This window comes from Rhodococcus sp. MS13 (genome assembly GCF_013277835.1).
Classification (GTDB): domain Bacteria; phylum Actinomycetota; class Actinomycetes; order Mycobacteriales; family Mycobacteriaceae; genus Rhodococcus_F; species Rhodococcus_F erythropolis.
On record NZ_VBTL01000004.1, the window covers coordinates 703,924 to 722,591 of the forward strand.

An 18,668-nucleotide genomic window follows, 5' to 3' on the forward strand; every position below is an offset into this window, starting at 1 on the left:
GATTCCGAGGAGACCTCATGGAAATCTTGAAGCCCCAGCCCACCAGCAAAGCACCCAGCGACTGGTTCACCGGCGACGTCTGGTGGGACGTCATCTACGCCGGCCAGGAGCCGTCGAGGATGCGCGCCAACATGGTTCGCTTTGCACCTTGTGCGCGAACCGACTGGCATTCCCACGCCCTCGGGCAGACCCTCCACATCGTCTCCGGGACCGCGCTGGTTCAAGCTCGCGGCGGCGAGATCGTCGAAGTTCACCCGGGCGAGACCATCTATACCCCGGCAGGAGAGGAACACTGGCACGGCGCGGCACCCGACCGTTTCATGACCCACCTTGCGCTGTGGGAAGGACCCGGCGAGGGAGGCACCGAAACGACATGGGGCGACAAAGTCACCGATGGGGAATACAACGGTCCCCGCGCCAACCATCGCTGAGACCGGACACCTCTCAGATACGTCGCATCACGGAAACAACCTTGCCCAAGATGGCCGCGCGATCGCCGTCGATGACGCTGTATGCGGGATTACGAGGCTCGAGGTACACGTGACCGTCGCGACGCCGGAGCACCTTCACGGTGGCCTCGCCGTCGATCATCGCGGCGACGATCTCGCCGGAATGGGCCTCGTCCTGGCGCCGCACCACGACGACGTCGCCATCGCAGATTGCTGCGTCGACCATCGACTCACCGCGCACCCGAAGTCCGAACACCGTGCCGGAGCCCACGAGCTCGCGAGGAAGCGCCAGCACCTCGTCGGCGTGCTCCTCCGCGAGGATCGGCGCGCCGGCCGCAATGTCACCGACGACCGGAACCGTCACCGTATTCGACGACGATTGCTCCTTCGCTCCCACGAGGAACGGCCGCACGTCCAACTGCCGAGCCATGGCCGCTCCTCGGCGGAGGAAGCCCTTTTCTTCGAGGCTCTTGAGGTGCTTGGATACCGTCGACGTCGAGCGCAGACCAACCGCGTCTCCGATCTGCCGCGTGCTCGGTGTGCACCCGTTGGCAGCCACGAGATCCCGGATGGTCATCAGAATCTGCTGCTGGCGGAGCGGCAGGGAGGAGGCGTCGAGGCCACCGAACATGTCGAGATCGTCGTAATCGGTCACGACGAGAATCGTAGTGAGGGGTCCCGACATCCAATCCAGGCAGCCGCAGCCTGCCAGAAACGGCACAGGCAGTTTGTTTCCCGAGTGGCGCATGGCACGCTGAGCTCATGGAGCCTCTCGAACCGATGCGCCCGGTCAGTGTTGCAGTCGACACGCGGACCAAGACTCCACTCTGGAAGATGGCGGTTCTCTATCCGGCAGTGACATCGGTGTTCATGTTTGCCGCACTCACCACCCGAACGGGAATTGGTCTTGTCGTCCTGGGACTGGTCATTTTCGCAGTCGGCGCGAGCACTTATGCGATGTCGGAGCGACGGATGCTTCGGGAGAACTCGGGGGTTCGAGTTCCATACTTCGCCGGACCTCCTGTCGCCCCGCGGCACGTCGATCTACTCGCGGCAGCAGGGATGCCCCTGCTTACGAGTGGAGCGGTGTTGACCGTCCGGGCATCCGTTACAGAACGTCCTTGGGTTTTCATATCGGTGTTCGTGATAGCGATGGCCCTGGCAATAACTGTCCCGATGGTTGTGCATAACGTGCGGGCCAAGCGGACAGAATCAGCCTGAGCAAGTCAGGACACTCGGCATTTCGCAGCGTGATATTCAGCTGTTTACGCCCACTTCGGAACAGCGATCGACAGCTGCACCGCGTCAAGCGCTGAACGAGCGATGCAGCGAGATGTCGAAGTCGCCGGAATCGGCCTCTTTGGCGACCTGGTTCTGATCAGCGACCCCGATAATGTACTCGTTCATGACTGTCGCGCCGAAAACATTCGATGATGTGCCCATCCAGGGCCTGGGCCTGATGCGATTGACCGACAACGGGTGGGGTGATGCTGACCGCGACCCCGCCGCACTGGTTCGCGCCGCGATCGACTCCGGGGTGCCCATGCTCGACACAGCCGAGATGTATGGAAACGAAGAGCTGGTTGGTCGGGCAATTGGCGCCAACCGTGAACACATCACGTTGTGCAGCAAATTCGGTGTCTACCGCGGGCCGTCGGGTCATCCTGATGACTGGAATGTTCGGGCGGACTCTGCAACGGTGCGCGCGGCCATCGAGGGCTCACTCAGGCGCCTCGACGTCGATCACCTCGATCTTTACTACCTGCATCACCGCAGCGAGGACACACCAATCGAGGAGACCGTCAACGCTATGGCCGAGCTCCGCCAGGCAGGGAAGATCCGGGCTCTGGGGCTGTCCAATGTCACGCTCGATGACATCCGACGAGCTCATGCCGTACACCCCATCACTGCCGTGCAAGAGCAATGGTCCCTTATACGGCGAGATGTTGAACTGTTTCTCCCAACGCTCGCCGACCTCGGGATCACACTGGTCGCACATTCGCCGATGGGGCACGGCAACCTCAACCACTCCACCGGCAATCTTGTCGCTCGGTCCCTCGCCAGCATCGCTTCTCGTGTCGGAGCGACGGCTGGCCAGGTCGCTCTTGCGTGGGTCCATCAGCGCGGGCGCGGGGTCGCGGCCACCGTCATTCCCCTGCCCGGCACCACGAGCATCGCTCATCTACAAGCCAACATTGCTGCTTCGCGAATTGATCTCAGTGAGACTGACTTGGCGGACCTTGATGATGTCACGCAGCAAACAAGGGAGCAGTAAGGCAGTTTGTTGAGAAAGTTTGAGGTGCGGGAGGTCAGCGGAACATACCGCGCTCCGATCGCGAATGACCGCACGCGAGAAACCCGGCGACGCCAAGGGGCATCCCAGCCATACTGACCGACGTGACAGAAGTCGAGGTTGTCGTCGCCCATAGCGAGCGCGCGACTCTGCGCGTCGGCGAGGTGTTCCTCAAGATCGACGCCGATCAGTCGAATACCGACGTCGAGGTCGAAGCAATGCTCCGAGCCCCAATCCCGACAGCGCAGATTCTGTGGCGCAAGCCGCCCGTGCTCGCGCTCGCCGCTCTGCCGGGAAACGCGCTCGGTCGCCTAGGCAGACCGTCGACCACGCCTTCAGCGGCGTGGGCCGCAGCGGGTGCCGCCGTTCGAATGCTGCACGACGCACCGTTGCCGCCCTGGCCCGGCCGTAGTCTCGACGACATCGCCTCAGAACTGGACCGCGAATGTGCATGGCTGACCAGGAGCGGGGTGGTTGCCACCGGAGTGATTACATCCAACCGTCGGATTGCCGAGATTGCGCTCAGGTCGTGGACACCGGTATTCACACACGGTGATCTCCAAGCCTGCCATGTGTTCGTAACCGATGACGAAGTTGCCGGCGTCATCGACTGGTCCGAAGCCGCGCAGGGCGATCCCTTGTACGACCTCGCAACACTGACCCTCGGCCACCCGGAACATCTCGATGACGTGGTTGAGGGCTACGGCGCTGACGTCGACCTCGAGGTCATCCAGGCGTGGTGGTCGTTGCGCAGCTTGAGAGGCGTGCGCTGGCTGGTCGAGCATGGTTTCGATCCAGCCGCGCCGGGCTGCGAAGTAGACGTGCTGAATCGACAGGCGATGCGCGACTGACAATAACCGAACCATCAGGACGTCCTCCCCCAATCTGCCAAACCTCCGACTCGCGCCAAAATTGCTGCGGCCAAAAGTATTTCGTGTCGATGACGGCACGGTTAGGCAGGTCGCGACGCGTTCGCGCCGCCGTCGATTGCCGTCAGCCGGCAAACGCCTGGATATTGTCAGCGAGCGGTGGTCGTCTCAATCGAGTTTCGGACCGCGGCAAGCACGTCCAGCCGCCCACATGGCAGACCGAAGTCTGGACTCGCTCTTCCTGCAGCAACTTTCGGAACGCCGGTGAGCGCGAACCGTGACCCTCCAACGAAAACGACAAGATCACGGATACATGCGAGGTACAGCCCGTTGATTCGAGTGGAGCCGGCTCAGGCGCTGGCGGCCTTGTCTGCAGTTTCGACAAGGGTCTCGACCTTGCTGAACTGCAGCACACCGTCTTCGATCTCGGCGTCGTGCATCAGCTTGCGGTCGCGGTAGTAATTGTTGACCACTTTCCACGCGCCGCGGGCACCCTGACGCGGCATTTCTCCGTCGCCGCGCTGGATGTAGCCCGAGGTCAGGGCTCCGCCCATGAGAGATTCTTCGGCGAAGTCCTCGGGTTCGGCGTGAACCTCGAAAGTCGTGTAGCTGCGATCGCGCATGATCTTGAGCACGCGACACAGATAGGACGCGGCCAGGTCAGCCTTGAGCGTCCACGACGCGTTGGTGTAGCCGAGGATCATCAGGAAGTTCGGGATGTCGGAGTAGAGCACGCTCTTGTAGGCCACAGTCTCGTTGAGCTTGACCGGCTCGCCGTCGATGCTCATGGTCGCGCCGCCCAGAATCTGTACGTTCAAGCCGGTCGCCGTGACGATGACGTCGGCCTCGATTTCGCGGCCCGACTCGGTCACGATGCCCTTCTCGGTGAACGTGGCGATACGGTCGGTGACGATGTCGGCCTTGCCGCTCTTGAGCACCTTGAACAGGTCCCCGTTGGGAACCACGCACAGGCGCTGATCCCACGGGTTGTAGCTGGGAGTGAAGTGACGCAGGTCCACGTTCTTGCCGAGCTGCAGGCGGATCTGGGCGAGGAACAGCTTCTTGGCCAGCTTCGGGTTGGTGCGAGAAAGCTGAAAGCTGGCGCGTTGCAGTGCGATATTGCGGGCTCGACCAATCTTGTAAGCAATCTGGTCGGGAACGCGTGCGAGCTTGAGACCCTTGGCAACAGGGTCCTCGGACGGAAGCGCCTGGATCCACGTGGGCGAGCGCTGCAGCATGGTGACGTGACCGGCGGTGGGGGCCATCGACGGGATCAGCGTGATCGCGGTGGCGCCGGAACCGATGACCACTACCTTCTTTCCGGTGTAATCGAGATCCTCCGGCCAGTGCTGCGGGTGCACGATCTGACCGCGGAAGTCGTCCTCACCGGGGAAGGCGGGGCGGTAGCCCTTGTCGTAGTTGTAGTAACCACAGGCGCCGACGAGGACGTTCGCGGTCCACGTCTCGGTCTCCCCCGTCGACTCGACCAGGACGGTCACGGACCACTGCGCGGCGGTACGGTCGAAGTCCATAGACACGACCTTGCGGCCGAAGTTGATGTGGTCGGTGACGCCGTATTCCTTGGCGGTTTCCTCGACGTAGTCACGGATACTGGCGCCGTCTGCGAGCACTTTGGTGCCGATCCAAGGACGGAAACCGAATCCGAAGGTGAGCATGTCGGAGTCCGAACGGATGCCCGGGTACTTGAACAGGTCCCAGGTGCCACCGATGTTCTCGCGGCGCTCGAGGATCGCGTAAGTGCTTCCGGTCTGCTCACGAATGAGGTGGCAAGCCGCGCCGATTCCGGACAAGCCAGCGCCGATGATCAGTACGTCGACATGCTGTGTCATGGAGGAAACTCGTTTCGTAGGTCGTCGCGAAGCTACATCTGGCGTCGGCAGTGGCCGAGAACGATCGGCCGGTTCAGGCCGGGTTCCCTAAGGTCAGCGCCAATGTACAGGATATGTGCAACTGGCGGTAACAGTCAATGTCTCGACCCGACTGGGCACAGAACATTGAGAGCGGGACGCACCGGCCTCGCGGAGACTCGATCGAGACGCCTGAATGCCTCGAGCCATTGGAGAGTCGTTCACATCGTCGACGGAACGTCCCATGGCTCGTCTACGCGAGATACTCGTCGCCCAAATATTCAGCGCCCTAGCATAATTCGAAGGTCCACGATCAGGTGTCGGACGCGCGAGTCTCCATGGGCGGACGGACAACTGCGCTATCGCTGTCACCCTTCGTGCGCATCAGTGAAGAGGTCACTCCGATAACGAGCCCGCTGACGAAACCACGCTGAAACCAACGGTTTTGGATTCGCAACGCGGAAAACGGGCGGACTGGACCTCCGCCGGTGATGTAGTCGCTATGACACACTCCAGCACAGTCACGGTGTACACCACTCATAGCGATCGAGGGTTCGCCAATGCAATCGCTGCCGGAATCAGCACCAGGGCCTATTCCGCGCCACAAACCGCAGACATGAGCCTGTTAAGGCACCACACCAGCGATCACGGTAGAGCGCTTGTTCTCCTACCACTCGGGGGCGTCGATTGGCACGTGAAGGAGCTTTCCGCACTCGAGGGATCGGTCCTGGTCGGCGATCTCAGTAGCGGCCGCTCCATGATTCGGGGGCTTGCTGCGGGCGCCCACTCCGCGCTCAACTCTCAACTCCCGTTCGCATCGCTGCTCGATGAGCTGCAGGCCGCACTCAACCCCAATTCCACTCAACCTGCACACGAGAAGTCCTCGCTCGTACAACGCATCCGGTTGCGCACCGAAGAATCCGCACGAATCGGCAGTCTCACCGATCGCGAATTCGAGATCGTGGGTCTTCTCTACGGCGGTTCGAATGTCGACTCGATTGCTCGAACCGCCCACATCGCACCGACCACGGTTCGCGCCCACGTCCGAAGCATCCTGCAGAAACTGGAGGTGCACTCCCAACTGGAGGCATGCGCGATGCTCCGCCGCTCTGGTCACGACGCACGCAGACACCCGCTGGAACTTCGGATCGGACGCTTCTAGCAGGAAGTGCCCCAGACACACTCGTTGAGATGGGTGCTACCCCTGATCGAACTCGACCTTCACAAAGATCGTCAATTTTGACGATTCGACGACGTGTCCGGACGTCGAAAATTGGTTCCTACACGACACCGAAGACACGAGCGAACATCGAAAGGTGCATTCAATCAATGGAATACACACGCACAGTGCCGCGCCATCTCGTCCACAGACATGCTGTTGCCGAGGTTTTCTTGACGGACTACCGGATCGAATCGGACTCGGCGTACCAGGTTGCTGTGCAACTCCCGGTCTCGCACCGGATATTCGACGTATCGAGCGAGCAACACGATCCACTCGGGGTGGCAGAAGCATTTCGACAGGCAGTGGTGCTTCTCTGCCACACCCGATACGAGATTCCACTGCACTACAAGTTCCTCATGGAAACATTCAGCTTCGAGATGTTGGATGCGCTCGACGTGCAACCAGTCGCGGAGCCGTTGAGTTTCTCGATGACAGCGGACAACCTCACTCATCGCGACGGAGCGGTCTCGGGGGTCGAAGTGTCGGGGATCCTCAGAGAGGGCAACCGGCACGTCGCCAGATGCAAAGCTGTTGCGCGAGGAGTCAGCCCCGAGGGATACCGTCGAATTCGGCAAGGACGAGAAGACCACCGCCCGAGCCGGCGCATCCTTCCTTCCGGAGCCGCGGTGGTCGGATCGGAGCGAGTCGGACGCCTAACCGATGGAGATGTGCTCATCAGCACTGATCCTGCTCGGCACGCGATGTTCTGCGCTCCCGATCCGCGCAACCACTCCCTTTTCGATCACCCCGTCGACCACATCCCAGGAATGATTCTTTTCGAGGCCGCCCGACAAGCGCTCCGATTTCACATCGGCAACCCAGCAACAAAGATCGCCTCACTCTCGGCGGTCTTTCCGAGGTTCACTGAATGGGAAACGCCGTGCGAGGTGTCAACGATCCCCCTTGACGCGTCGGGCCATGTGCACCGAGTTCGGTTCACTCAAGAACTGGAAACCACCGCGGAACTCGAAATTACAGTTGCGGACCAATCATGAGAGGGAACGAACACGTTCTTCTCGTCGCGTCTTCCACGTCAAGCGCTCGGTGCTTCCCACTCTCTCGGTGCAAGCGCCGCCAGTTGCATGACGTGCGCCAACTTGTCCTCGCGGACGATCGTTGGCAGCACCAGGTTCCACATCTGACTCAACCGCTCGTACAGATCGGTTCTGCCCGTCAGCATTTCCGAGAGAATCTGCACTCCGGTGAACGACCCCACCACAAATCGAGCCAACGCGTCGATATCGGTGCCCGGGACGATATCGCCGGCTTCGGCCGCTTGGGTTGCCACCTGCTTGATAGCCTCGATCCAATCGAGGTACGGCTGTTCGATGGGGCCTTGAATACTGCCGATCTCCATCGTCAACCGCATGCCACCTCGCGCGATGGGCTCGGTCACAAGCTGCCGAGCCATCTCCTGCGAAACGAGCACCAGGGTTTCGACCGCGATGTCGGAGTGCGCAGCAACCCGCCGGGTACCCTCCATCGCCATACCGTGCTGCGCTGCGATGACCGCGTGCGCAAGCTCCTCCTTGGACGCGAAATGAAAATACATCGCCCCCTTCGACACACCCCCGTGCTGCAAGATCGTGCCCAAACTGGCGGAGTACCCGAACTTCTCGAAGCTCTTCGCAGCACCCAAAATGACGGCCTGGCGCGTCAGGACAGCACGCTCCTGCATGATCTACCCAGCTCTCGTTGCCGACGGAATGAATCTCAACGATACGTCGAAAGAGCCCGCAGCAACGCTCTCGACACGGACACACCGTGACGACTCTGGTACTCGGGGCCACTGGTTTCATCGGCTCCGCAGTGATGAAACAGTTGGTTTCCCGCGACGGAAACGCTGCAATCGGTTTCGTTCGCACGGCCACCGCAGCCAAACAGTTCGGCCGTGAAGGAATCGCCACCGTGATCGGCGACATCAACGAAAGTGCTTCTCTACGAGTTGCAATGAGTCAGGCGTCGACCGTCATCTGTTGCGTGTCGTACGTGGGCGACGACGAACAACAGTGCGTTCACGTCAACCAACACGGCGTACAGAACGTTGCGTCGATGGCCGCCGCCGTCGGCGTCGAACGCTTGCTCTACGTCAGCACCGCGGCCGTGTACGGGCCAGGCCCGTTTCGAGACTTGCCGGTCAACGGCGCACCTCTCAGCCCCTTCTCACCTGCCAGTCGCACGCGCGCTCTCGCCGAGAAGTTCGTGCGCGACGCCGGAGGCATGGTCGTCCGGCCGCATCTCGTGTACGGACCCGGCGACAGATGGTTTCTTCCGACACTGACGCGAATTGTCTCTCGCCTCGACTCGATCATCGACGGCGGTAGCGCTGTCCTGTCGGTAGTCGACGTAGACCTACTCGCCCGATCCATCTACGAGTTGTCGATAGAACAGCAATTTCGCTACGGCTCAACACTTCACGTCAACGAGCCTGTCCCGCGGACAGTCATCGACCTTCTCGAGCAACATGCACGGGAGACCAACTGGACTCTGCCCCAGAACTCTATCCCCCGCGCCGACGCGGTGAAAGCTGCTGCCCAGCTGAGTCTCGACATGCACCAGATCGACATGATCAGCCTCGATCACTGGTTCCGGTCGAGACTGTACTGATGGCACACGGATCAATCTCGCCAAAACACCTGTCTCCCAACCTTTTCAGCCCTCTCTATTGTTCAGCCTCAGCAATCAATACGACCTATTTCGGAGTCACTACAGGCAAACAGAGAGCTCTGATCGACGAAAACCACGGCTGCACAAAGACGGCAGTGATTGCGCCCGACACCGATTCTCTCGGGCAGATGGCGATCCACAGTTCCACTACCGGTGTCAGCTCCCGAAGTTCATGCCAGGGGTTGATGTGGGCGCACCAGCGCTGGGCAGTGAGACCACCCAGGATGCCTGTTGCACCGCGTATGTGGTGTACGGGAACATCGCCAGGTAGGGCTCGAGTCCTGGGTAGTCCGATACCCACATACTCGTAGGTTCATCGACGCTGCCGCAGGATGCCAGGACGACGTAGGAGCCGTCCGGGATATCGTTTATCGTCTGAACTGTTGTGCCGGTGGGGATCACGCCGCTCTCGTAGATCGTCTGTCCCGGACCGATCGTCACTTCGATCGGTGGCAGCACTCCGCCGGGCGCGTTCGCGAGCGAGGTGCTGCATTGCAGAGCTCCACCCGAATTGTTGGTGATGGTGTTGCTCACGGTCGAGCCGGAAGCACTGTAAGCGAAGGTGACGTCGGCAGCTGTGGAAGCTGAGGCCAGCGAGGGAGCAGCCATTGCCAACGGAAGAGCTGCAGCACCGATGAGGGCCGCTCGTGTGATCGAATGCATCGAATCTCCATCTCGTTCAGCCTGAAAGGTCGTCGGTTGATCTTGACATGAAACGAGACCAATTGGACGGATTTAGGAAGATTGATGCCTTAGCTAACGACCACGGTTGGTGGCTATCTCACAGTTGACCTGGGGTGTAGACAATCTGTTTGCCGTCTTTCTTTCGAGTACCGCCCACAGGTCGTCTCGATCCGCGAGCGAATCGCCACTGGTCACCATGAAATCACTGGCCGCACGGCCGGCCACGTGCGATCGTCACCTTTGGCGAACAACGCCAGACATGCGTCGGTGTGCGACATTTCGTGGGTTTGGGCTAGCATTTGCCCCGATTCTGCATCCAATAAGGTCGGAATCCCGAATCATGCCCTTCACGCTAGCTCACCCCGGCGCCGTGTTGTCCTTGATGAAAGGTCCATTGGTGCCGGCTGCGCTCGTCGCAGGCTTTGTGACACCCGACGTCTCGTACGTTATTCGCGTTCCAGTCAGCGCTCATTCCTGGCACCGCCAGTTCTTGAATGCTACCGACACACATGCGGTGCTCAGCGGGTTCACACTCGGGCTACCGCTCGCCATCGCGCTGCTGGCTCTGTACTGGTTCGTTCGACAGCCGGTGTCGACCTTGATCCCGCCATGCTTCCGATTCGCGCCGCCACCGGCGGCCTGGCCGCATTGGGGTGCGGACTGGTCTCTACGCAACTGGTTGGCGCTTGGTGAGCACTTTCCAAGTTTGACCTGTGATCGGCAACTGTTAGCCCGATCAAGGGAACAATGGTCGCATCGCCCAGTTTGCATTCCCCCGTCACTGTCGCCACAAGACCTGATAGTCAGAAATGGGCCGCGACACACCTGGCGAAACCGCTTCCACACCAATCGAATACCGAAGACTACTGACAAACAGCAACATTCAAAGTGCAGGCCCAACCGCGTTCGAGGCAAGCAATCGCCAATCGAACGCCTCGCTCCTCACACTAAGCGCCACCGAGACCTCGACAGCAACTCGCGCCCGTACAAGTGGGCCGTTCACACCCAACCTTAACGCAGTTCGATTTGCATGAGGATCTGGGCTAGCCTTCGAGCATGACCGAGATGCAGCATGGTCGAGTTCGCCCCGGGGGGCGTACGGCTCGCACCCGCCAGAAGGCCCACGAGGCGGTGCGGTCCCTCTTCCGCGAAGGCCGCGACGCGATCACCGTCCGCGAGGTATCCGAGCGGTCTGGCATTCACGAGGTGACGATCTATCGCCGGTGGGGCACGATCGAGTCACTCGTGCTCGACGTCGCCGTCACTCAGCTCATCGAAGAAACCCCGTTTCCCAACTCGGGCGACCTTCGCCGCGACTTGCTCGACTGGGCGAACGCGGTGGCAGGACAGGTGAAGACGCGCGAGGGCTTCGCCTTCTACCGGGCGCTGGCCACGGCACGCTCCGCTCTGTACGCCAGAGACGAAGGCACCCCGGCAGTCGACGCTGCAGCCTACCTCCGCAGACGCACTGACCAGATTCAGCAGGCAATCGATCACCACCGAGCCCAGAACGGCGGAAACCCGCCGACCGTCGAACGAATTTTCGATATCGTTCTCGCGCCCATCTATCTCCGCGCGATCTTCGGATACGCGAGCCCAGATACCGAACTTGAGGCGTTGGTCGACCGCGCACTGCGCAACGACGACTGAAATCGTCCTGCCGTCTGGCGGCTCCACCCGAAGGCCCTATTTGCCGCGTATCGCGTCGAACACCTTGGGGTCGACCAGGGTCGAGGTGTCTCCGAGGTCGCGGCCTTCGGCGACGTCGCGCAGGAGGCGGCGCATGATCTTGCCGGACCGGGTCTTCGGCAGTTCCGGCACGATCGTGATCTGACGCGGTTTGGCGATGGGGCTGATGTCGGTGGAGACCTGAGCCTTGAGTTCGGCGATGAGGACGTCGCCGGTGTTCTCGACGCCTTCACGGAGGATGACGAACGCGACGATGCCCTGTCCGGTGGTCTCGTCGGCGGCACCGACGACGGCGGCTTCGGCGACTCCGTGATGGTTCACCAGTGCTGATTCCACTTCGGAGGTGGAGATGCGGTGACCGGAGACGTTCATAACGTCGTCGACGCGGCCGAGGACCCAGAGTGCGCCGTCGTCGTCGTACTTGGCGCCGTCACCGGCGAAGTACCAGCCTTCTTCGGCGTAGCGGGACCAGTAGGTGTCGCGGTAGCGGTCCATGTCGCCCCAAATGCCGCGCAGCATCGCCGGCCACGGCTCGTCGAGGACGAGGTAGCCGTTGCCGCCGGGGCCGAGGGGCTTTCCATCCGTCCGGCCAACTTTTGTAAGAACTCTTGCATTAGTGGGTGGCGTGGGTCATACTTTCTTAATGCAGGTTGATTTACATTAGGGGTGACGGAGACCCCGCCTGAGGCCGGCGCAAAGACATCCCGACGCTGACGTCGGCGAGCGCCACCAGTCGCTCCCTGATATCGACCAGGCTCCATTCACCCCTGTCCTGCAGCGCTTTTCGTTGCCACCATCAAGAGAAGAGGATTCACATGGCCCCGACAAACACTTCACTCAAGGGCAAGGTCGCGGTTATCACCGGCGCGAGTTCGGGCATCGGCGCCGAGATTGCGCGTGAACTCAGCGAGTGGGGCGCCTCGGTTCTACTCGTAGGCCGCGACGAGGAACGCCTCGACGGAGTTGCCTCCGAGCTCAGCCGCGCCGGAGCAGAAGCAGACCGATTGAGCATCGACATCACTGCGGACGAGGCGCCGGATGAGATAGTTGCCAAAGCGGTAGCTCGTTTCGGGACGCTCGATATCCTGGTCCATGCCGCTGGCGTCTTTCTTCCGACACCGTTCGTCGAGACGCCGGATTCCGAACTCGACGCCCAGTTGGCGGTCAATGTACGAGCGCCGTTCCGCCTCACAAGATCTGCCGCAACGCATTTGAGCGACGGAAGCGCAGTGATCTTCGTTTCGTCGATCTGTGGTTACGTCGGATTCCCCAACTCGAGTGCATACTGCGCCACCAAGGGCGCAGTCGAACTTCTGGTGAAGTCGCTGTCAGCGGAGTTCGCGCCCAAGGGAATCCGTGTCAATGCCGTAGCTCCCGGCAACGTGCGAACGAGTATCAATGCTCATCTCCTCGCTGACAAGGAATACGAGAGGCAGATGCTCGACTCGACCCCTGCCGGCCGCGTCGGCGAGGTGGGCGATATCGCGCCTGCGGTCGCCTTCTTGGCCTCGCCGGCGGCCTCATACATCCACGGATCGAGCCTGCTGATCGACGGCGGCTGGGTTGCCTCTTAGGCACCCCTACTGACCTGCCACTGAACCTGATCCAGCAGGGACCTGATCCAGCTTTAACCGAGGAGTGAACATGGTGAGCACCAACCGGCTTCACGCACTGACCAAACCTGACGAAGCACCCGAGATGTCGGCATTCGACTCCCTCATGGCTGCGAGCGGGCTCAGCGCCCCTAGTTCCCCGCTGGATGAACAGAGCGTTCTCTCGGCTCTCGGCCGGTTCTTCCGACTCGCCGGCACCTTGACCCGGATTCCGACCGAGAAAGACGACACGTTCGTACTCGACGGAAATCAGGACCGACTCCTCGTCAAGGTCAGCGGAGCTCAGGAAGCGCCGTGTGACGTGAACCTGCAAACCACCGCCCTTCTCCATATCGCCGAGACGGCACCGACATTGCCGATCCCCGCAGTCCTGCAGGGAACCGACGGAGAGTACGAGTACGACTTGTCTCGAGCGGACGCTGACGCAGCGCGCGTTCTACGTGTGATGAAGTTCCTTCCCGGATCCGCTCTCAGCGACAGCCATCCGACAAGAGAACAGATGGCAGCTGTGGGCCGCGCACAAGCGGCGATAACCGAGGCACTGAGCGGATTCACGCACTCTCGACAAGACCGAAACTTGGTGTGGGATCTGCGCAACTTCTCCGTTCTTCGGCCGCTTCTGGACAGGGTTGCCGCTCCGGAGGACCGCAGGCTGGGTGAACGGATCTTCGACGCGTACGCCGAGCACGTGCAGGGTCGAATCCCACAGCTCCGGCACCAAGTGGTTCACGGAGACTTCAGCGCCCACAACATACTTGTCGACGGTGATCGTCCGGAGTACGTTTCCGGGATCATCGACTTCGGGGATACCACCCGCACAGCCGAGATCTTCGATGTCGCCATATCGATGTCGAATCAGCTCGATGCCCACGCCGAGGACCCATGGCGCAGCGCCCTCGACTTGTTCTCCGGTTTTGCCAATCGCCGCACGCTCGACGGTAGCGAGCTTTCCTTGCTCCCGATTGCGGTCGCATCTCGCAGTTTGCAGCGGGCTCTGATCGCGTGCTGGCGTGCACAGCAAGATCCTTTGCGCGCCGAATACGTCTTATCTCACGCGGCACACGACTGGATCGTTCTTCGATCGATCGGGACTACGTGGTCTCCGGTTGTCGACCGCATCAATTCCGTCAACGAATCATCGACCAGATAGGGCACACCATGGAACTACCGACAGCTGCGACGCGGCCGCGGAGACCAGAGATGGTGAATGGATTTTCCGAGGACGACATCCACCGCCAGTCGCTGCGCATCCGCACACGTATCGAACGTCGAAAGAGTCTGCTGGGTCCCGGATACCAACTGTTCTACAGCGATCCGGTGGACGTCCACCGCGGGCGTGGCGTCTACTTGTACGACGCGGACGGCAACCAGTATCTCGATGCCTACAACAACGTCGCCTCGGTCGGACATTCTCACCCAGCCGTCGCCGAAGCTGTGTCGACGCAACTCGGCATCATCAACACGAACACGCGTTACGTCCAAGACCAGATCCTCGACTACTCCGAAGACCTCCTGTCGACATTCCCATCAGAGCTGGACCGCGTGACGTATACCTGCACTGGCTCGGAAGCGAACGACCTCGCGATCCGAATCGCGCGCGCGCACACAGGCAACACGGGAATCATCGTCACCCGCAACGCGTATCACGGAGTAACCGAGACCGTCGCATCCTTCTCCCCGTCCCTGGGCAAGTCCTCTCCCCTGGGCCCCCACGTTCGGATCATCGCGGAGCCGGACAGTACCCGCCGTCGCGATCTCGGCGACATCGCCGAGTTCATGAGGTCTCAAATTCATGCTGCGATAGCCGATCTGAATCGACATGGCTTCGGGCTCTGCGCGTTTATCGCCGACAGCATCTTCTCCTCAGACGGGGTGTTTTCCCACCCGACAACGGTGCTCGGTGTCCTCGCAGAGGAAGTTCACCGGGCTGGGGGTGTCTATATCGCGGACGAGGTTCAACCTGGTTTCGGTCGCACCGGCGATGCATGGTGGGGATTCCAGCGCCATCACGTGGTCCCTGACATCGTGACCATCGGTAAACCGATGGGCAACGGTATCCCGGTCGCTGCCACCGTTCTGCGGAACGACATAGGAAGGGCGTTCGGCGAAAACGTTCGTTACTTCAACACCTTTGGTGGCAGCACCGTCCCCATCGCCGCCGCCCAGGCCGTACTCGATGTCATTCGTGACGAGGGCCTGATCGACAATGCGCGGATAGTCGGCACATATCTCCTCGACGAGTTGCGACGGCTCTGCGCAGCCTGGCCCGAGGTGTTCGAGGTTCGCGGAACCGGAATGTTCATCGGTATCGACATCATCGATCCGGAGTCCGGTGTACCCGACGGTGCGCTCGCAAAAGCGATCGTCGACGACATGCGCAGGAACTTCGTCCTGGTCTCCGCATCGGGGCCGGCCGGAAACGTTCTGAAGATCCGGCCTCCGCTCGTCTTCTCCCGGATCGACGCGGACCGCTTGCTCGAGACGTTGTCGATGTCGTTCCAACGACTCCCGTCGCGCTGAGTACTCCGCCACGTGTGACTTCCGGTCCAGTCAGAAAGTAGGCCAAATGAGTTCGCGAGTTATCGACATCAACGCCGACGCAGGTGAAAGCTTCGGTCGGTGGTCACTGGGGGACGACGCAGGTCTCTTCAAATTCGTCACCACGACGAACATCGCATGCGGCTACCACGCCGGCGACCCCACAACCATGCGGGTTGCCGTCGCTCTGGCGCGCGATGCTGGCATCGCTGCTGGCGCTCACCCGGGTTACCCCGACCTCCTCGGCTTCGGACGCCGCGCTCTTCCCGCAACCGACTCCGACGTCGTCGACTACGTCGCGTACCAGGTCGGTGCGCTGCAAGCCATCGCCGCCACCGAGGCCGTCGAGATGACCCACGTCAAACCACACGGCGCGCTGATGGGAAGAATCTGCCGCTCACCCCAACTCGCCGTCGACATTGCACGGGTACTGCAGAGCATCCAACCGGGGATTCCGCTGATGTTCGCACCGACTGCTGCCTTCGACGCCGTTCTCGGCGAGGGACTTCCGGCGATCCCGGAGAACGCCGCGGACCTCGACTTCGACGCGGACGGCATCAACATCGTCGAACCGCGCCCTCAACAGAAGGATCCCGAGAGCGTGGCGGCACGAGCGATCGAGATGGCCAACGGTTCCGTATCGACCACGGCAGGCACCTCCATCTCCATGCCGGTGAAGTCGATCTGTGTGCACGGCGATCGCCCGAACGCTGTCGCCGTCGCGGCAACAGTCCGCAGACGGCTGGAGGAGTCCGGCGTCGTCGTCCGATCGCTATTCAGGAAAGTGGATCAGCGATGACATCGACCCCTTACCAGTTCTTGTGTGACGAGTCGCGCGTAAGTTTCGGAGGCGACGAGTTCGTGTTCGTCGAGTTCGGCGAAGCGATGGATCTCGCGGAAGCGCTTCGCATACAGGCGATCACCGCCGCGCTCACTCGGATGGCCATAGCCGGAATAGTCGATGTTGCACCTGCAAATGCAAGTTACATGATCCGCCTCGATCCGGAGCACCTCGACCCTCGTCACCTGGTCCAGACGCTCGACGGCCTGCACAAGCAATTTGCCGACTCGTTCGCAGTCACCCTCGACACCGACATCGTCGAGATCCCGGTGTGGTACGACGACCCGTCGACATCCGAGACCTGCATGAAGTTTCGTGATCGGCATCAATCGCCTTCCGAGACCGATATCCAGTACACCGCACGAGTCAACGACTACTCCTCGGTTGACGAACTCATCTCGGCGCACTCGTCTGCCCCCTTCATCGTCACATTCCCGTGCTTCAAGCCGGGGAACACCGAGAGCATGCAACTTGTGCCCCGGGACAGGCAGATTCAGACACCGAAGTATCTTCGCCCGCGCACGGAGACCCCCGCCCGCGCGGTCGCACACGGAGGCGCGTTCACAGTCATCTACCCGACCAGCGGAGTGGGCGGATACCAGCTCTTGGGACGGTCTGCGGTACCCGTAGTCGATCTCACCCAGACCACACCGGGATACGAGAAATCGATGGTCCTCACGAAGTCCTCGAGCCTCATCCAGTTTCGCCCGATTCACGGCGATCAATACCGGGACATTCGTGTGTCGTCCAAAATGGGCACATATCAATACAATCGACATCCGGTCACTTTTGTTCTGTCTCGATTTCTCGATGATCCCATCGGGTATGCCGAAGAATTGAAAGAAGTAGTCCGATGGTGACAGTCCAGTACGCCGGCGCACACACGTTGGTCCAAGACCTGGGCCGGGACGGCCACTACGCCATCGGTCTACCCCCTTCCGGCGCGCTCGACCAGTTTTCACATCGCTGCGCCAACCTGCTCGTCGGGAACCACTCTGCGGCAGCGACACTGGAAGTGACCATGGTCGGCCCGAAGCTCCGGTTCGATGCGCCGGCATACGTGGCAGTCGCCGGCGGCGACGCACCGGTGTGGATCGACGACGTACTGCACGACACCTGGATGACCCTGTACGTCGAATCAGGTCAGACGTTGACCGTTGGAACCCTTCGCACAGGATGCCGCGCATACATCGCGATCCGGGGCGGAATCGACAGCCCGCCCTTCCTCGGAAGCAGATCGACCTACGTCAGTTCAGCGATCGGCGGTCTACACGGCACGCCGATTGTTATCGGCGACCACCTGCCAATCGGTACCGAGATGGCACACGACTGCCCTGGCCCGGGCAGCACGGTCGATGATCGCCTCCGCCCTACACTCAGCTGTCACTATCAGATTCGGGTAGTGGAAGGCCTGTGCCACTACAGGTTCGACGAAAACAGCATCGAACGATTCTTCACATCGACCTTCACGGTGTCTCCCGTATCGGACCGAACCGGCTACCGATTGAGCGGTCCGTCTCTCACCTTCGTGGAACGAGAGCCCCCCTTCGGAGCAGGCGACAACCCAAGCAACGTAGTTGATCTCGGATATCCCATGGGATCAATCCAGATCCCCAACGGTGAAGAACCCATCTGCCTGCTGCGTGATGCAGTGACCGGGGGCGGCTACGCACCCATCGGAACAATCATCAACTGCGACCTCGATCTTGTCGGCCAGATGAAGGCCCCCGATGCAATTCAGTTCGTTCGAGTGACGCTGAGCGACGCGCTTTCGGCAAGAAAACGTCAAAATCAACGAATGCAGGACGTGAAATTTGGCCTCAAACTTTTATCGCTCTTCTGAATAGAAACCCAGCCCACCTCTACGCGAACCGGCAACCGACGAATCCGACATCGACGGCCGCACTTCAACTCTCGAAGATTGATCACCACCCG

18 protein-coding genes and 1 pseudogene are annotated in these 18,668 nt (G+C 61.0%); 14 read left to right on the forward strand and 5 right to left on the reverse strand.

The window, feature by feature from the left end:
* Positions 1-17 precede the first annotated feature (17 nt).
* The gene (locus tag FEZ59_RS11805; RefSeq protein ID WP_134998916.1) at positions 18-431 is read left to right on the forward strand and encodes a cupin domain-containing protein; all 414 of its coding nucleotides are present in this window, start codon (positions 18-20) and stop codon (positions 429-431) included.
* Between the two features lie 13 nt (positions 432-444).
* Here FEZ59_RS11805 and lexA read toward each other — a convergent pair whose 3' ends face one another.
* On the reverse strand, positions 445-1,134 hold the full coding sequence (gene lexA, locus FEZ59_RS11810) for a transcriptional repressor LexA (RefSeq protein WP_020909365.1): 690 nt from the start codon (positions 1,132-1,134) through the stop codon (positions 445-447).
* Positions 1,135-1,211: 77 nt separating this feature from the next.
* Between lexA and FEZ59_RS11815 the strand changes: the two genes are divergently transcribed.
* The 3 genes from FEZ59_RS11815 to FEZ59_RS11825 all read left to right on the forward strand — a co-directional run bounded on the left by FEZ59_RS11815 (position 1,212) and on the right by FEZ59_RS11825 (position 3,593).
* Positions 1,212-1,670: a hypothetical protein gene (locus tag FEZ59_RS11815; RefSeq protein WP_134998917.1), complete on the forward strand. Its 459-nt coding sequence runs from the start codon at positions 1,212-1,214 to the stop codon at positions 1,668-1,670.
* A gap of 184 nt (positions 1,671-1,854) precedes the next feature.
* Positions 1,855-2,724 carry an aldo/keto reductase gene (locus FEZ59_RS11820; RefSeq protein ID WP_198586335.1) on the forward strand — a complete coding sequence of 290 codons (870 nt, stop codon included), beginning with the start codon at positions 1,855-1,857 and terminating at the stop codon, positions 2,722-2,724.
* 122 nt (positions 2,725-2,846) lie between these two features.
* Entirely contained in the window at positions 2,847-3,593 is a 747-nt protein-coding gene (locus FEZ59_RS11825; RefSeq protein WP_020971013.1) for a phosphotransferase, read from the forward strand.
* Between the two features lie 368 nt (positions 3,594-3,961).
* Here FEZ59_RS11825 and FEZ59_RS11830 read toward each other — a convergent pair whose 3' ends face one another.
* A complete protein-coding gene (locus FEZ59_RS11830) occupies positions 3,962-5,461 on the reverse strand; it encodes an NAD(P)/FAD-dependent oxidoreductase (protein WP_020971014.1) in 1,500 nt (499 codons plus the stop codon).
* A gap of 520 nt (positions 5,462-5,981) precedes the next feature.
* Here FEZ59_RS11830 and FEZ59_RS11835 point away from each other — a divergent pair.
* Both FEZ59_RS11835 and FEZ59_RS11840 read left to right on the forward strand, forming a co-directional pair.
* Positions 5,982-6,641: a LuxR C-terminal-related transcriptional regulator gene (locus FEZ59_RS11835; RefSeq protein ID WP_134998918.1), complete on the forward strand. Its 660-nt coding sequence runs from the start codon at positions 5,982-5,984 to the stop codon at positions 6,639-6,641.
* Positions 6,642-6,808: 167 nt separating this feature from the next.
* A complete protein-coding gene (locus tag FEZ59_RS11840; RefSeq protein WP_172932661.1) occupies positions 6,809-7,696 on the forward strand; it encodes a ScbA/BarX family gamma-butyrolactone biosynthesis protein in 888 nt (295 codons plus the stop codon).
* Between the two features lie 38 nt (positions 7,697-7,734).
* Here FEZ59_RS11840 and FEZ59_RS11845 read toward each other — a convergent pair whose 3' ends face one another.
* Positions 7,735-8,379, reverse strand: a complete 645-nt coding sequence (locus tag FEZ59_RS11845; RefSeq protein WP_003940238.1) for a ScbR family autoregulator-binding transcription factor — start codon at positions 8,377-8,379, stop codon at positions 7,735-7,737.
* An 86-nt stretch (positions 8,380-8,465) separates the two neighbouring features.
* Between FEZ59_RS11845 and FEZ59_RS11850 the strand changes: the two genes are divergently transcribed.
* The gene (locus FEZ59_RS11850; protein ID WP_172932662.1) at positions 8,466-9,308 is read left to right on the forward strand and encodes an NAD-dependent epimerase/dehydratase family protein; all 843 of its coding nucleotides are present in this window, start codon (positions 8,466-8,468) and stop codon (positions 9,306-9,308) included.
* A 216-nt stretch (positions 9,309-9,524) separates the two neighbouring features.
* Here the strand turns inward: FEZ59_RS11850 and FEZ59_RS11855 are convergent, their stop codons facing one another.
* The gene (locus FEZ59_RS11855; RefSeq protein WP_003940400.1) at positions 9,525-10,031 is read right to left on the reverse strand and encodes a hypothetical protein; all 507 of its coding nucleotides are present in this window, start codon (positions 10,029-10,031) and stop codon (positions 9,525-9,527) included.
* Between the two features lie 1,077 nt (positions 10,032-11,108).
* Between FEZ59_RS11855 and FEZ59_RS11865 the strand changes: the two genes are divergently transcribed.
* Positions 11,109-11,702: a TetR/AcrR family transcriptional regulator gene (locus FEZ59_RS11865; protein ID WP_003940062.1), complete on the forward strand. Its 594-nt coding sequence runs from the start codon at positions 11,109-11,111 to the stop codon at positions 11,700-11,702.
* Positions 11,703-11,738: 36 nt separating this feature from the next.
* On the opposite strand, the pseudogene FEZ59_RS11870 reads toward FEZ59_RS11865, so the two are convergent.
* Positions 11,739-12,311: pseudogene (locus tag FEZ59_RS11870) on the reverse strand (acetyl-coenzyme A synthetase); the annotation flags it as partial.
* A 245-nt stretch (positions 12,312-12,556) separates the two neighbouring features.
* Between FEZ59_RS11870 and FEZ59_RS11875 the strand changes: the two are divergent.
* From FEZ59_RS11875 to FEZ59_RS11900, 6 genes are all read left to right on the forward strand, one after another.
* Positions 12,557-13,315 carry a glucose 1-dehydrogenase gene (locus tag FEZ59_RS11875; protein ID WP_003940296.1) on the forward strand — a complete coding sequence of 253 codons (759 nt, stop codon included), beginning with the start codon at positions 12,557-12,559 and terminating at the stop codon, positions 13,313-13,315.
* A gap of 70 nt (positions 13,316-13,385) precedes the next feature.
* The gene (locus FEZ59_RS11880; protein WP_172932664.1) at positions 13,386-14,504 is read left to right on the forward strand and encodes a phosphotransferase; all 1,119 of its coding nucleotides are present in this window, start codon (positions 13,386-13,388) and stop codon (positions 14,502-14,504) included.
* 50 nt (positions 14,505-14,554) lie between these two features.
* A complete protein-coding gene (locus FEZ59_RS11885; protein WP_172932665.1) occupies positions 14,555-15,874 on the forward strand; it encodes an aspartate aminotransferase family protein in 1,320 nt (439 codons plus the stop codon).
* A 46-nt stretch (positions 15,875-15,920) separates the two neighbouring features.
* On the forward strand, positions 15,921-16,691 hold the full coding sequence (locus tag FEZ59_RS11890; RefSeq protein WP_003940049.1) for a 5-oxoprolinase subunit PxpA: 771 nt from the start codon (positions 15,921-15,923) through the stop codon (positions 16,689-16,691).
* Entirely contained in the window at positions 16,688-17,593 is a 906-nt protein-coding gene (locus tag FEZ59_RS11895; RefSeq protein ID WP_003939693.1) for a carboxyltransferase domain-containing protein, read from the forward strand. Before FEZ59_RS11890 ends, FEZ59_RS11895 begins: the two co-directional genes overlap by 4 nt.
* Positions 17,587-18,576: a biotin-dependent carboxyltransferase family protein gene (locus FEZ59_RS11900; protein ID WP_003940013.1), complete on the forward strand. Its 990-nt coding sequence runs from the start codon at positions 17,587-17,589 to the stop codon at positions 18,574-18,576. The genes FEZ59_RS11895 and FEZ59_RS11900 overlap by 7 nt, the downstream gene beginning before the upstream one ends.
* Positions 18,577-18,668 lie beyond the last annotated feature (92 nt).